Origin of the sequence: Trichocoleus sp. AS-A1 (genome assembly GCF_039962015.1) — a bacterium.
Taxonomy (GTDB): Bacteria; Cyanobacteriota; Cyanobacteriia; order Cyanobacteriales; family FACHB-T130; genus FACHB-T130.
Genome location: NZ_JAMPKG010000012.1, coordinates 112,454 through 125,671, shown reverse-complemented (window position 1 = coordinate 125,671; position 13,218 = coordinate 112,454). Strand labels below are relative to the sequence as shown.

General features: G+C 47.5%; 14 protein-coding genes and 1 tRNA gene. 7 read left to right on the top strand and 8 right to left on the bottom strand.

The features are described 5' to 3' along the window. Positions 1-78 precede the first annotated feature (78 nt). The 3 genes from NC994_RS11710 to NC994_RS11700 are packed head-to-tail and all read left to right on the top strand — an operon-like array spanning position 79 to position 2,994. Positions 79-1,101, top strand: coding sequence for a hypothetical protein (locus NC994_RS11710; protein ID WP_199299709.1), 1,023 nt, complete (start codon positions 79-81; stop codon positions 1,099-1,101). A gap of 9 nt (positions 1,102-1,110) precedes the next feature. Further along, complete coding sequence (locus NC994_RS11705; RefSeq protein ID WP_242030441.1) at positions 1,111-2,760, top strand: pentapeptide repeat-containing protein; 1,650 nt, start codon at positions 1,111-1,113, stop codon at positions 2,758-2,760. A gap of 9 nt (positions 2,761-2,769) precedes the next feature. Next, the gene (locus tag NC994_RS11700; protein WP_190438193.1) at positions 2,770-2,994 is read left to right on the top strand and encodes a hypothetical protein; all 225 of its coding nucleotides are present in this window, start codon (positions 2,770-2,772) and stop codon (positions 2,992-2,994) included. On the opposite strand, the gene NC994_RS11695 is transcribed toward NC994_RS11700, so the two are convergent. Beyond that, positions 2,986-3,579, bottom strand: a complete 594-nt coding sequence (locus tag NC994_RS11695) for a MarC family protein (RefSeq protein WP_190414150.1) — start codon at positions 3,577-3,579, stop codon at positions 2,986-2,988. The genes NC994_RS11700 and NC994_RS11695 overlap by 9 nt on opposite strands. A gap of 361 nt (positions 3,580-3,940) precedes the next feature. Further along, entirely contained in the window at positions 3,941-4,153 is a 213-nt protein-coding gene (locus NC994_RS11690) for a hypothetical protein (RefSeq protein WP_190438182.1), read from the bottom strand. A 259-nt stretch (positions 4,154-4,412) separates the two neighbouring features. Between NC994_RS11690 and NC994_RS11685 the strand changes: the two genes are divergently transcribed. Then, positions 4,413-5,225: a carbon-nitrogen hydrolase family protein gene (locus NC994_RS11685; RefSeq protein ID WP_190414025.1), complete on the top strand. Its 813-nt coding sequence runs from the start codon at positions 4,413-4,415 to the stop codon at positions 5,223-5,225. Positions 5,226-5,436: 211 nt separating this feature from the next. Here NC994_RS11685 and NC994_RS11680 read toward each other — a convergent pair whose 3' ends face one another. From NC994_RS11680 to NC994_RS11665, 4 genes are all read right to left on the bottom strand, one after another. Beyond that, positions 5,437-5,562 (bottom strand): hypothetical protein, encoded by a 126-nt coding sequence (locus tag NC994_RS11680; RefSeq protein ID WP_277878300.1) that lies wholly within the window; start codon positions 5,560-5,562, stop codon positions 5,437-5,439. Positions 5,563-5,740: 178 nt separating this feature from the next. Continuing rightward, positions 5,741-6,820, bottom strand: a complete 1,080-nt coding sequence (gene fba, locus NC994_RS11675) for a class II fructose-bisphosphate aldolase (protein WP_190414027.1) — start codon at positions 6,818-6,820, stop codon at positions 5,741-5,743. Positions 6,821-7,187: 367 nt separating this feature from the next. After that, positions 7,188-7,259: transfer RNA gene (locus NC994_RS11670), tRNA-Lys, on the bottom strand. A gap of 83 nt (positions 7,260-7,342) precedes the next feature. Beyond that, positions 7,343-8,212 (bottom strand): aldose epimerase, encoded by an 870-nt coding sequence (locus NC994_RS11665; RefSeq protein ID WP_190438050.1) that lies wholly within the window; start codon positions 8,210-8,212, stop codon positions 7,343-7,345. 350 nt (positions 8,213-8,562) lie between these two features. Between NC994_RS11665 and NC994_RS11660 the strand changes: the two genes are divergently transcribed. Then, the gene (locus NC994_RS11660) at positions 8,563-8,805 is read left to right on the top strand and encodes a hypothetical protein (protein ID WP_190438048.1); all 243 of its coding nucleotides are present in this window, start codon (positions 8,563-8,565) and stop codon (positions 8,803-8,805) included. A gap of 727 nt (positions 8,806-9,532) precedes the next feature. After that, positions 9,533-9,844, top strand: a complete 312-nt coding sequence (locus NC994_RS11655; RefSeq protein WP_190414032.1) for a DUF6679 family protein — start codon at positions 9,533-9,535, stop codon at positions 9,842-9,844. A gap of 78 nt (positions 9,845-9,922) precedes the next feature. Here NC994_RS11655 and NC994_RS11650 read toward each other — a convergent pair whose 3' ends face one another. Continuing rightward, positions 9,923-11,584 carry an MBL fold metallo-hydrolase gene (locus tag NC994_RS11650; protein ID WP_347276565.1) on the bottom strand — a complete coding sequence of 554 codons (1,662 nt, stop codon included), beginning with the start codon at positions 11,582-11,584 and terminating at the stop codon, positions 9,923-9,925. A gap of 289 nt (positions 11,585-11,873) precedes the next feature. Between NC994_RS11650 and NC994_RS11645 the strand changes: the two genes are divergently transcribed. Continuing rightward, entirely contained in the window at positions 11,874-12,470 is a 597-nt protein-coding gene (locus NC994_RS11645) for a DNA-3-methyladenine glycosylase (RefSeq protein ID WP_190438045.1), read from the top strand. Positions 12,471-12,478: 8 nt separating this feature from the next. Here the strand turns inward: NC994_RS11645 and NC994_RS11640 are convergent, their stop codons facing one another. After that, positions 12,479-13,051 carry a sporulation/spore germination protein gene (locus tag NC994_RS11640; RefSeq protein ID WP_190438042.1) on the bottom strand — a complete coding sequence of 191 codons (573 nt, stop codon included), beginning with the start codon at positions 13,049-13,051 and terminating at the stop codon, positions 12,479-12,481. Between the last annotated feature and the right edge of the window lie 167 nt (positions 13,052-13,218).

The window sequence follows — 13,218 nt, the reverse complement described above, 5'->3', positions numbered from 1 at the left end:
TGGAACTGTGTCAAGTAAGCTATCGCTCTTTCTCCAGAAAATATGGGAGATATCCAACTGAGGGCAGATGCTTAATCGTTGAGTTATCTTCGATTCATCAGCACGGAGAGTAGCGATCGCATGAAGAAGCTCAAGCAAGTTTGGCAGTTTTTGAAAACTGATATTCGGGAACTAGGGAAACCCGGAGATGTCGCCGAGACTGGGACAGAGATTACTAAATTTGCGCTGGAATTCGGGCTGGCTTTAGGTTTGTTCTCTGCAATTGCGGGTTCTGCGGGAATTCCTATTGCTATAGCAGGGCTATCAGGGACGAAACTAGCAATACAAGGCGTGAGGCTGTACCGCAAAAAGACCAATCAAGAGCCATCCCTAGAGGAATGGGTAGCGATCGCATCTCCCCTGGCTTATCTAGAAAGCTTTAATGAATTGGTGCAAAGTAATGACTTATTAAAGCAAGTCAATTTACAGCCAGCCAATCTACAGCCAGCAAGCGCAACGCCTACCACAAATATCGCCCAACAGCAAAGCGCAAAACTGGGAGAATTTCAACTAGATGAACATCTCGCTAGAAATGTTCTCACCTGCTTCCACGAATCGGAATTAGCTCAAGTTTTAAATCAGGTTTTGTCGAACCAACTGCAACAAGCAGGAATAAATAAGCATGACGCTGAAATTGTAACATCTTGGGTAGCTTGGAAGACTCATCAACAACTAAAAAAAGCCTTAGAAGATGCTGAGGATTCTGTCAGACAACGGGCGGAATTATACTTGGCTGGACGGCGACAAGAATCGGATAAATACTATAGTATCAATACTTATTTAGATGAGCAAATTGCAACGAAGCCGCTAGAGACAGTATTTGCTGAAAGCTTCACTTTCAAAAATATTTATGTGCCGTTGAAGGGACAGTTAGTAAATGCAAATGGTCAGCCTGATAAAGATGCAGAACCAATTGAGATCGAAAGCTGGGCAAAGGTGATGCTAGCAGATGCTCAGAAACAAGACAAAGTGATCTTTATCCAAGGGGGGCCGGGAAGAGGTAAAAGTGTTTTTTGCCGGATGTTTGCCGATTGGGTGCGGCAGCATTTGCATCCAGTTTGAACCCAAATCTTGATTCGGTTGCGGGATATTAGGACATTTGAAAAGAGTTTTGAAAAAACTTTACAAGCAGCAGTTGGTTGTAATTTTTCTGCAAAAGATGATGGCTATTTAACCGATAAAAATACCCGATTTTTGTTTCTGCTGGATGGATTTGATGAGTTAGTTATGGAAAGGGGAACTAGCCAAGAATTAAAGGATTTCCTCTGGCAAGTAGATGATTTTCAAGGTAGCTGCCAGCGGAATTCTGAAAAAGGACATCGGGTTCTAATTACAGGCAGACCTTTGGCGCTACAAGGTATCCAAGGAAGAATGCCTCCCAACATGGAACGGGTGGAACTGTTGCCGATGGATGACGAACTCCAACAGCAGTGGTTTAGCAAATGGGAAATTCAAGTTGGAGGTGATAAAAATTTCGCATTTCAGCAATTTTTGCAAGACAAACGCTGTCCAGATAGAGTGCGGGAATTAGCCAAAGAGCCGCTATTGCTTTATCTATTGGCTGCGATGCACCGGGATGGCAAATTGACGGTGGAAATGTTTGAGGGTGCTAGCGGTGTCGGGGCAAAAATTCTGATTGACGAGCAATCTTTAGAGTGGGTACTGACGGAACAACGTCCAGAATGGCTGAATCGAGAACTAACTGGACAGGAAACCGCCGGACTGCGACGGATTTTGGCAGAGGCGGGGTTGTGCGTCGTGCAGTCGGGCGGGGAATGTGCCGCAGTAAAAACAATCGAGTCACGGTTGAAGGGCGATGACAGTGCGATTGAGTTGATTCAACAAGCTAGAGAGACACACGGCGAGGATGCGCTGAAAAATGCCTTGGCGGCTTTTTATCTACAGGCGGCAGCGGGTGACAAAGGCGGTTCGGTGGAGTTTGCCCACAAGAGTTTTGGGGAGTTTTTGTGTGCGGAACGACTTAAAGAAAGTATAGAAGATTGGACGCAACCGGGAAGAAAACGCCAGGAATTTTATATCTCCACCGACCAAATGGATCGGGAAATCTACGATTTATTTGGTTACGGCGGACTAACACCAGAAATTGTGGAATACTTGATGGCTTTATTAGCTGCCAGTACAGAGTTTCAGCCCGTAAAATTATTCAAACGATTGGAGAAGTTTTATCTAAGTTGGTGCGATGGCGAATTTATCGATGCCACTCCAGAAAATTTGTCGCAGAATAAGATGTTGCAAATGAGAGAGCAAGCGCCAGAAACGAAGTGGATGGGACTGCGACAGGTGGATATTTATGCGGGACTGAATGTGCTGATTTTGCTCTTGGAGTTGCACCGCTATGCCCTGTTAAAAGATGACTTAAAAGACGAAATTGCTTTATTTTCCTGCGGTGAAAAAGATACTGATAGTTTCGATGAAGATCGATTGCTTCGCATCATCGGTTACAGCGAATGTATCGGTATTAGGGGCTTTTTAGCAACAGTTGGTAAATTCCTCAGCGGCGCAATCCTCAGCGGTGCAATCCTCAGCAGCACAATCCTCAGCGGTGCAAACCTCAGCGGTGCAAACCTCAGCGGTGCAAACCTCAGCGGTGCAAACCTCAGCAGCGCAATCCTCAGCAGCGCAATCCTCAGCAGCGCAATCCTCAGCGGCGCAATCCTCAGCGACGCAGACCTCGAAAACCGAAAACATTCCTTGGGATGAGTATACGAAGTGGGAGAATGTTCAGAATTTGGCAACAGCCAAGAATGTGCCAGAAGGTTTAAAGCAACAGCTAGGGTTGAGCTAAAGTTCTCGATCGCTCTTATTTGGCGTGGTGGAAAGGTGATGCGATCGCCTACCTCATCTCACCAAATGCGATCGCCCTCTCTTCCCCTCTTCCTTCGCGTTCTTTGCGTCTTCGCGGTTCGTAAAAAACGCGATCGCATCTTAAGTTAGAAACAGTTCCCGAATCCCAGCACTGCCAATTTCGATTGCCAGCGCGGCTAACAGAAAGCCTAAAAGTTGAGTAATAATCACCGCACCTTCTGCACCGAGCAAGTGGTCGATCCGGTTTGCCAGACGCACAATCAACCATGTCACCAGCATCGCAGAGACAATCCCGACCACCACGCTGAGATGAGCATTTGGAGATTCAGACATCAACAGCATCACCGTCGTTAGCGTTCCTGGCCCAGCTAACAGAGGCAATGCCATCGGAGTAATCGCGATATCGCGCTGCTGCTCGACAATCGGTGTATCTAGTTCTCCACGTAGCATTTGTAGGGCAACTAAGAGTAAAAGCAGTCCCCCAGCAACCCGCAAAGACCCCATACTGATTTCTAAGTAATTTAGAACTGCTTTACCCCCAAAAGCGAATATCAGCAGCACCCCTGTCGCTACAATACTTGCCCGATTCACCACATTGTCTCTTTGCTCCGGTTCCATGCCCTTCGTCAGGACTAAAAAGATCGGTGCATTGCCCAACGCATCTGCCAAGACAAACACAGCTACAAAAGTTTTAACCAGAACAGAGATATCCAGCTCCACAGTTGACCCTTAGAAAATATTTCCTCTAACCGTAACGTGGATGCCTTGCCGTTTCGCCATTCCGAAGGTTGATCTAAAACGAGTCAGATGCCTCGTGCCAGCCGAGGACTCCAAGTCATTCATAGAGTTGTCGTAGTGTCAACCAATAATATTCATTGTTATAATTTAAACCTCAATACAGTGAGAGAGCGATCGCTCAACCTCATCTGAGAAAGCGATCGCCCGGTTTTTCCCTCTTCCTGAAGTGCCTAGATCCAGTGAATACTTTCTTTAAGCTGCGGTGACAAACGCGCAAGTGTTGCGATAGCGCGTCCGCGTGGCGCTCTGCTAATGCAAAATAAGCGATCACCCCCGTTTAAACTAAGGCAGAAACACGGCTAGAATGCAGCAATTCACGAGACTCTTGACGAACCCGACCTTCCATCGCCTCTTTTTGTAAGGTAATGAAAGCCATAAAGTCATCAAAGTCATACTTGGTTTTTAAAAGCTGACGTAGCTGCTCTTCGGCTTCAACCGTTAGATAGCCCGTTACCAAAGCTTGTTGCACAATTTTACTAATCAGACTCATTGCCATTGCTACCAGAACACACGATGATTTCAAAACAGCATCTTTGTCACTGAAGACGCGCATCCGGATGATTTGTGTCCGCATTCCTACTTAGCTGAGTAAATATCTCTCTAAATAAGTACCTTCGGTATAATCCACAGGATTGCTCGAACCAACCCTTCATCAATGCCTAGACACACAACAAAGGAATAATATATATTCTGATGTTCTCAGCTTCACCAGCATTTAGACTGATTTAGATGAAATTACGAGAGTGATAATGAAGCCCTATCTCGCCGCCGCCATACAAATGACAAGCCTGCCAGATGTGGAAAAAAATCTGGTTCAGGCAGAAGAACTCATCGAGCTTGCTGTGCGTCAGGGTGCTGAGTTAGTAGGCTTGCCAGAAAACTTCTCATTTTTAGGAGAAGAAAAGCAGAAGATAGCCCAATCGGAGGCGATCGCTACCCAGAGCGAAAAATTCCTCCGAACAATGGCTCAGCGCTTCCAAGTCACCATCTTGGGTGGCGGGTTTCCAGTTCCCGTTGACACCAACAAAGTCTACAACACCGCTTTGCTCATCGATCCTTCAGGGGAAGAACTCGCCTGCTACCAAAAAGTACATTTATTTGATGTCAATTTGCCCGACGGCAATACCTATCGAGAATCTAGCACCGTCATGGCTGGGATGCGCCTACCACCCGTTTATCCCTCCAAGCATTTGGGTTCCTTGGGACTTTCGGTATGCTACGATGTCCGATTCCCGGAACTGTATCGGCACTTGGCGCAGATGGGAGCTGACATTCTATTTGTCCCCGCTGCCTTCACCGCCTACACTGGCAAAGATCACTGGCAAATCTTACTGCAAGCCAGAGCGATCGAAAACACCTGCTATGTGATAGCACCGGCTCAAACTGGGCAGCATTACGCCCTGCGCCACACTCACGGACACGCGATGATTATTGACCCTTGGGGCGTTATTTTAGCGGATGCTGGAGATACACCGGGAGTAGCGATCGCAGAAATTAACCCCTCTCGCCTAGAACAAATCCGCCGCCAAATGCCCTCCCTGCAACATCGGGTTTTTATCTGAGCCTTTTGGGAAAAAAATAGACCGGCGATGGCGCAAACTAATACCATTTTTCAGATTGAAAGATTTAGAATCTTTCAATCTTGTTTTAGCTTTGGTTTTCTAATCAAAAATCCCAAATCTAAAATCCAGAAATGTATAAAAGAAGCCCTCTTGTTAGACATTGCGCCAACCGCCGGTATTACCGAACGGCAAACCAGCCGCATCAGGCACCTTACTTACCAGTATTCTTGCGCTTGGGAGGAGTACTCTTTGGATTGCCAGTGACTTTAGGGGCACTACCATCCCGTCTGGCGGGCTTACCTAAATCGGGAGAAGGCTTAAATTTATTGTTAGCCATAAGATTGACAAACTCTTAAAAAGCAACGCTATGCATTTATACAAAGCAGCTATTCCCTGTTCCTGAAAGTTTGCCAAAAAACTCTTCTTACACACAAAAAAACGGGTGGCTTGGCAGCCACCCGACAAGGAAAATTTCAAATTTTAGATACTAGATTTATCCAAAACCTAAACTTTTCTTAGACAGTTACAGTCTTCTTGGTAACAGCATTCAACTCGCCTTTGGCATACTTAGCAGCAAACTCATCCAAAGTCATCTGCTTAATCTTGGTACCTTGACCAGCAGCACCGAACTGATGATAGCGATCGCTACAAACCTTCTGCATATACTTGATGGAAGGCTTGAGGAAGTGGCGGGGGTCAAATTCCTTAGTATTGCTAGCCAAGGCTTCGCGCACCGCAGCGGTAATCGCCAGACGGTTATCCGTGTCAATATTCACCTTACGGACACCGCTCTTAATGCCTTTTTGAATTTCTTCAACGGGTACGCCGTAGGTTTCCGGGATTGTACCGCCGTATTGGTTAATCAGGGCAAGTAAATCTTCGGGCACAGAGGAGGAACCGTGCATCACGAGGTGGGTGTTCGGCAGACGGCTGTGAATTTCTTCAATCCGGCTGATAGCCAGAATTTCGCCAGTCGGCTTGCGGGTGAACTTGTAAGCGCCGTGGCTGGTGCCAATCGCAACTGCCAAAGCATCCACGCCGGTTTGTTCTACGAAGGCAACTGCTTCGTCTGGGTCGGTCAACAGCTGGTCGTGAGAGAGAACTCCTTCGGCACCGTGACCGTCTTCCTTATCACCCATGCCTGTTTCTAGAGAACCCAAGCAACCCAGTTCGCCTTCTACGCTGACGCCAATTGAGTGAGCGACTTCCACCACCTTGCGGGTGACTTCCACGTTGTACTCGAAGCTGGCTGGAGTCTTCGCATCTGCCTCTAAGGAACCATCCATCATGACGCTGGTGAAACCGTGGCGCATGGCAGAGTAGCAAGTGCTTGGGGCATTACCATGATCCTGGTGCATGGCAATTGGGAGATGAGGGTAAGTTTCAACTGCCGCCAGAATCAGATGGCGTAGGAAATATTCTCCTGCATAGTTCCGAGCGCCACGAGAAGCTTGCAGAATCACGGGGCTATTTGCCTCATGAGCAGCCTGCATGATGGCCTGGATCTGCTCCATGTTGTTAACGTTATAAGCTGGGATTCCATAATCATTCTCAGCTGCGTGATCCAACATCAGCCGCATGGGTACGAGCGCCATAAATAGTCCTCCTATTGACTCGTCGTCAGTTACTTTGTTCTGGACAGCGAAATTATTACAATAATCTTAAGATAGTTTACCAGTCTCTAGGGAATTATCTTGATAATTCCGAGATAAGCAGCCAATACTGCATTTATAAGATTGCCTGATGGTGGAGGTTTAGCAAGAGCATTAGGCTTTCTAACAGGGTTTTGGTTTTGCTCTCGTTTCCAATTTATGTCTGGGAATGCTTTCTCTAGAAGGCTGTACTCTCAATAACGTAGATTCTCCTGGTTCCAGCTAGGAAATGAGAAAACTAATCGTTTGCCAGAGCGCTTCTCGCTTCTTGTCTTAATTTTCTTTAGGTATTTTTTTGAGTATTTTTTTATGGGTCGCCCGGGATTCGAACCCGGAACTATTCGGTTAAAAGCCGAGTACTCTACCGTTGAGTTAGCGACCCGAAAACTTCAGTTGTTTAGACAACGTTTACAACGGTAACACAGATTACTGGAATTAGGAAAGGGGTTTTGAAAAAAAACTTTTTTATAAAAAAGTTACGGTCAAACGAACTGATGTCTCCAAACTGCCTCCCGGTTCTAGACGCAGTAGCTGCTCTCCGGTATTCAGAGCATTGCGGGGGGCACTCCAAGGCTCCATGCAGTAAAAGTCTTTGCCTTTGACCGTCCAGAAGACAAAGGTGGAATAAGGGTTGTCCCAACTAAGGGTGAGCTGCAACTGTCGGCTGGCGTCGGAGGCAGTGGCTTCTTGACCGCTCAACTGCTTAAAGGCGACATCAATTTCATCTTGGTTAAAGTCAAAGGCACCCGTGAAGGGATGGGTTTGGCGGGTGCGCTGATCTTGGTATTCGGCGGCGGGAATTCCAAACTTGATTCCGGTTTTTTCGGGTGTCCAGAAGTAAGGATGCAGACCCGTGGAGAAGGGCATCGGCTCGGCTGAGTGATTGGTGTAGCGCTGCCGAATCTCTAGCGTGTTACCCAACAGACGGTAAGTGAAGGCGAGTTGAAAGTCAAACGGGTAAACGGCACGTGTCTGGTCGTTGCTGTTAAGGACAAGGGTAAGGCTCACTAGGTCTTGAGTCACTTGGTCGGTGACTTCCCAAGGCATATCGCGGGCAAAGCCGTGTTGCTTGAGGGTGTAGGGCTGACCTTGATAGGTGTATTGACTTTCGGGTAAGTTGCCGCAGATGGGAAACAGAATCGGAATCCCACCTCTAACGCTCAAGTCTGGATTGGCAAACCGCTCTGCATCTAGGTAGAGGATTTCTTGTCCTTGGATGCGTAGGCTAGTAACGATACCGCCTCGCTCTGGAACGACCTCTAGATGGGACTGAGCGGCTTGGTCTGAGAGGATGTAGGTTTTGTAGAGCTGCTGCTTAGTGGCGATCGCGTACACCCGTCTTTTTCCGTTTCTATTGAGGATTTGCTGATTGTCTCAAACTTTAACAAACATTTCTTGAAATTCCCATATCTACTTTACACATCCTTAACAGTCGCTGCACTAAGCTGTTTTATACGGTCAATCTATCTATAGGATTAAATCGACAGCTTGCTCACTAGAGAAGCAACCGCAGTAAACTCTTCTTTTGTCAAGCATCCGCTTGGTTTTGCCATTTGTGACCTCGATCACCTAAAAATACGGTCTAAAATCACAAAAAATGGCGGATTACCATCAATTCCTAATCTTGGAAAGTATTTCATACTCAAAGATAGATATCCCAGCAAATCAAGGATAAACAGGTCGCCATGATTCGCACACTTGTACAGTCAGCTTTCCAAACAGGTTGCCTCAGCGTCGCTTCTGAAGGTCTGATTCGCCAAGTGTTAGTGATGAAAGGCTACCAATCAGCGGATTTAGAAGCTCTTGACACCCTACACCAGGCACTGAATGCCGGTAAGATTCAAAGAGAAGCACGGCAGAGTGTAGCGCTGACATCACCTCGGATACAAGCCCTGAAACCGTTCTTTGATAACTACAAGGCATCCTGATCGCGGCACGGCTGCCAAAATGATAGAAAAGCTTTGATATTGATAGAATTTTTCTTGATTCGCTGCCGACCTGGGCCAAGAATTATTAGAATGATTAATAAGAACTACCAATCTCAGCTAGGTGCGCTTCCTAAACAAAGCGAGGGTTAGGATGACTGAATTGACTGCTACAAGGTTGGACTGGTTGCCAGTCAAGGCTTTTTGTCACCAGTTGCCTTCCCATTACTCATCTCAAAAGACTCATTGATACTCGTAGCTGCCTTGATTCAAGTTTCCCTTAGTGGTAAAAACCCTGAATGAGGATGGGAGTGCGCGCATTCTACCAGAGGGAGTATCCTACAATCCCTATCTTAAATGCCGCAGGATTCAAGCTAAACTTTGAAATTAAATCGGCAATATCATCTAGAACGCTCACTTTGAACCCTTGTCCCTACCCTCGATTTCCACATCTTTCCAAAAATTGGCATGGGGCTGACCAAGAGGCTTCCTTGCCTATCCAAAATCGGCATTCCCAGGCTTTAGGGATGCAAAGCCTTGCGCCCCTAAGAAACCCAACCCAAATCCCACATTCCAGGCTTTTGGGAAAAATAGGTAAAGATAAGGACAGGAGCCTGGGAGAATGGCAGGATTCAACCCCGATTACGTTTGAGAGAGGCTGGATACCTAAAAAAAGGTATGCAGGCTCCATGAAGAATTGCACAACTTATCTGCTCAGGAGAAGCAACCCATGCTACACCGCAAGATTTATCAACTCTGTTGCGATGGTCGTGAGGTCTGTATTTTCTTGCGGGACCAACAACGCTGGATCGAACGCGCTCGCATCGTTGACATTGAAGGAGATTTAGTCACGCTCCGCTATGAAACCGAAGAAGAAGATGAAGCTTGTTCTTGGGAAGAAATGGTTCGCCTCGAAAGCATTGGTGCTGTGACACAAAAGCTGGCTTCAGTGCCCAGAGGCAATGCTGAACCACTTGTCTCTGACGATTGTCCGGAAGCCGAACAAATTCGTCCGCGTTTCCCCGACTCGAATCCAGACTGAGGAATTAAAAATGCAAAATCAAAAATTAGAAATGGGGGATGCTTCATTTTTAATTTTTGATTTGATTTCTTATCTTTTTCAATCTTCGAGGCTTTCTAGGTCGTCATCTGAAGGGGTTGGAGGCGGATGCGCCGGTTCAAAAACTGGACAGTATCCTTCAGGTGTCACCTTAAATCCATACAGGGGCGAGTCCTGATTCCAACAGCGCTGCCCCCGTTGGTGTAGGCAGTTGCCGCAGCACTCAACATTCATGGGGACTCTGGCGTCGCTGCTTTGGCTTAAAAGTTCTCGTTGGGATAATCCGCGCAATACCAGTTCCTCACCCTGCCACCGGGCTTCCACTAAACCAGTATCAGCAAAGTGTTGCCAACGGGGATCGGCAGCGATCGCCTCCGGTAGGGTGATGGTAACGACTGTTCCCAGTTCCGTCAGCTCCCCTTCGTAACTGGTTTCGGGTGCCGCCGGTTGCACAAACGTCTCGCCAATCGGGAGTTCTACCAGCGTCCCAGCCGGTGGAGAATGCAAGTGGTAACGGTTGTGCAACTCCTCCAACCCGGTTAAATCAGCCAGGTAGGTGGGAGAGGCATGAACAAAAATTACGTGCTGAGGACGGATATTGTGAATCAGCTGGGTGGTTCCCAGCCCATCAGAATGCTGGGCAAGCAAATAGTTTTGTATCGTCAACGATGAGTAACTAGGCTCTTGGGAGAACCTGGGTTGCTGGGGCAGTAATAACACCCACGGCCCGGTGCCTGGTTGACAGTATTCTCTAAGATCGTGGTTTTCCTCAGTCAGGATAATGCATGGAGACTGACCGACAGAGGGACGTTGTTCTGGAAGCAACCGACGCACTCTGGGACGCACCCGTTCATCCCAAAATAGGGATTGATGACGGGCAAAATTTTGCACAGAGGCTGGGAGGTTGGTGAGAATATCCAAATAGGCATCGCAGCCAGCTGCCACGTTACCATCTACCCAGATATCGAGGTTGCGACCCGTGAATAAGTGGTGACTCCGCAAGAGCATCAAGAGTTCTTGCCCCAGTCCCAAAGTCGGCACGGGCATCAAGACAGAATTCGCTTGAGCGATCGCTTGATTAATTCGCTCTGCCAGCTGATTTTCTTGGTTCCGCCGGTGGGGATGACGCGCTGTGCCGTAACTGCCTTCCACAATTAGCACATCTGGCTCTAAGCCTCGCAATGCTTCTAGCGGCAACCCCTCCACCAGCCGCGAGTTTGAAAGGAAAAAGTCACCTGTGTAAAGTAGGGTGTAAGAGCGGTGGCGACTCGTGTAGGTCAGCAAGATGGCAGATGCGCCTGGTAAATGTCCGGCTGGGAATAATTCCGCACTCAATCCCTCTTTGAATTCGACAGGCGATCGCATCGGCAATGCCTGACACAATTGCGGGAGATTCTGCGGATCTATCTCAGGCCAATTCAGTGGCAGCAGCTGGGTTGTCAATTCACTTGCATAGACTGGCAACTGAGGGAAGCTTTCATGCAGCGCCAGCAATCCCCTAGCGTGATCCGGATGGGCGTGGCTGCACAGAACTAAATCTGCTGGAGGAATTCCCTCACCTTTAAGCGAGGAAATGTCCGCCAAACCACAGTCTAGGAGAATGCGGTGTGGCCCCATCCGTACCAGCAAGCAGATGCCTTCGTCGCCATGACCGACGCCATAGGGAAAATAGGCTAGCTCGTCATAGCCGTGAGAGGATACCGGGGGGGGTTGACTCATCATTCGATTTTCAATTTTAGATTTTGGATTTTAGATTCAATCCAAAATCATCGGAGGCTTAGAAACTCCGACCTCCGCAAACTCTAAAATCCAAAATTGACTGGCTAACAGCGATCTTAGTGAGCAGAACCGTTTCCGTGATAGTTGTCTGAATCGTAAAATCCATTCTTAGTGCCAAAAAATAGGCACGATACGGTAAAAACAAGTGTTAAGGCTGCTAAAACTAGCTTGACATCCATGAGTTTTTATGAATTGAACGGGGTGGGTTGGTATATCTTAAGTATATTTAACGATGAATCTGATTAAAAATACCCAAATTGTAGAAGTTTCTTGGCTAGATCGCCCATCCACTGAAGTTGCACCTGATTTGGTGGGCTGCACGTTGGTGCGACAGATGCCTGATGGAGAAATCATCCGAGGGCTAATCGTGGAAACGGAAGCCTATGGCCCTGAAGATCCGGCTTGCCATGCCTATCGGCGACGAACCGAGCGCAACTGGGTAATGTTCGGGCCAGCCGGGAGAACTTATGTTTATTTAATTTACGGAATTTACTACTGCCTGAACGTGGTCACAGACCAGGACAGCATTCCCAGTGCTGTTTTGATTCGGGCTGTGCAACTAGAGTCTATACCGTCCTGGATCAAAGAGAGCGATCGCTCGAAACCCCATCGAATCGCCGCTGGGCCAGGTAAACTCTGCCGCGCCTTACAAATTGACAGCATATTAAATGCACAAGTTTTACAACCCGGTCAACCCCTGTGGCTAGAGCATCGTCAGTCACAATTTATGCCGGAACTTATCCAAACAACTCGGATTGGTTTATCACAGGGAATCAATTTGCCGTGGCGGTGGTATCTACACGGTTGTGCTGCTGTCTCCAAACTTTAATCGAAACTTTAAAGGGAGATGTCTTCGCCCTGTTCTGTAAACTTGACATCTTTGATTTTCCATTGAGAATTCGCAGTGAGGGTTTTTCTGAGGCTACCGAACAAAGCAAATTGTTCGCAGCTCGAAAGGGAGACAAATTTCCGCTGGGAACCGGGTGCAATTCGCAAATCAACCGTAGCAACTCGATTGCTGGGATTTACGATGACACGATACCCAGCTAAATTAAAGTCGGCGGTGTCCCGCTCCTCCAGGACTTTGCCTACCGCTGCTTGGACGCTTTCAACCGCTGAAACGTCTACTTTTTCCGGTACTAGCGCTTCACACTGAGTATCGGGTTGATAGATGGTGACGGTGACATTGTTTTTTGAGGGGGCGGTTGTTGTTGCTTGGCTAATCGCACCCGTCAACAATTGGCTGGCATCTGACGCTTTCGTCGTAGTTTTGCTGGCTTCAATAGCATAAGCGGGAGGTAAGCCAGCTTTGTCTCTTTCGCTGTTTGTCGGTAAAGAAGCGCAACTACTCAGACTGGCGACAATCGCTCCAGTTAATAGAGGAACCCAATAATTTTTTGTACGCCTCATCGCTTTTGAAATCTGTCTTTAGATAGATTTTTTGATAGCCCCCAATGGTAAATGGCACCTTGAGGGGATAGCATAGTTTTACTGATACTGCTGAGCAATATCAGTGTAGATTTCTGCGGAATTTATGGACCGAAGTCCATTAGGTGACAGTAGTAAGCTCCTCTAGC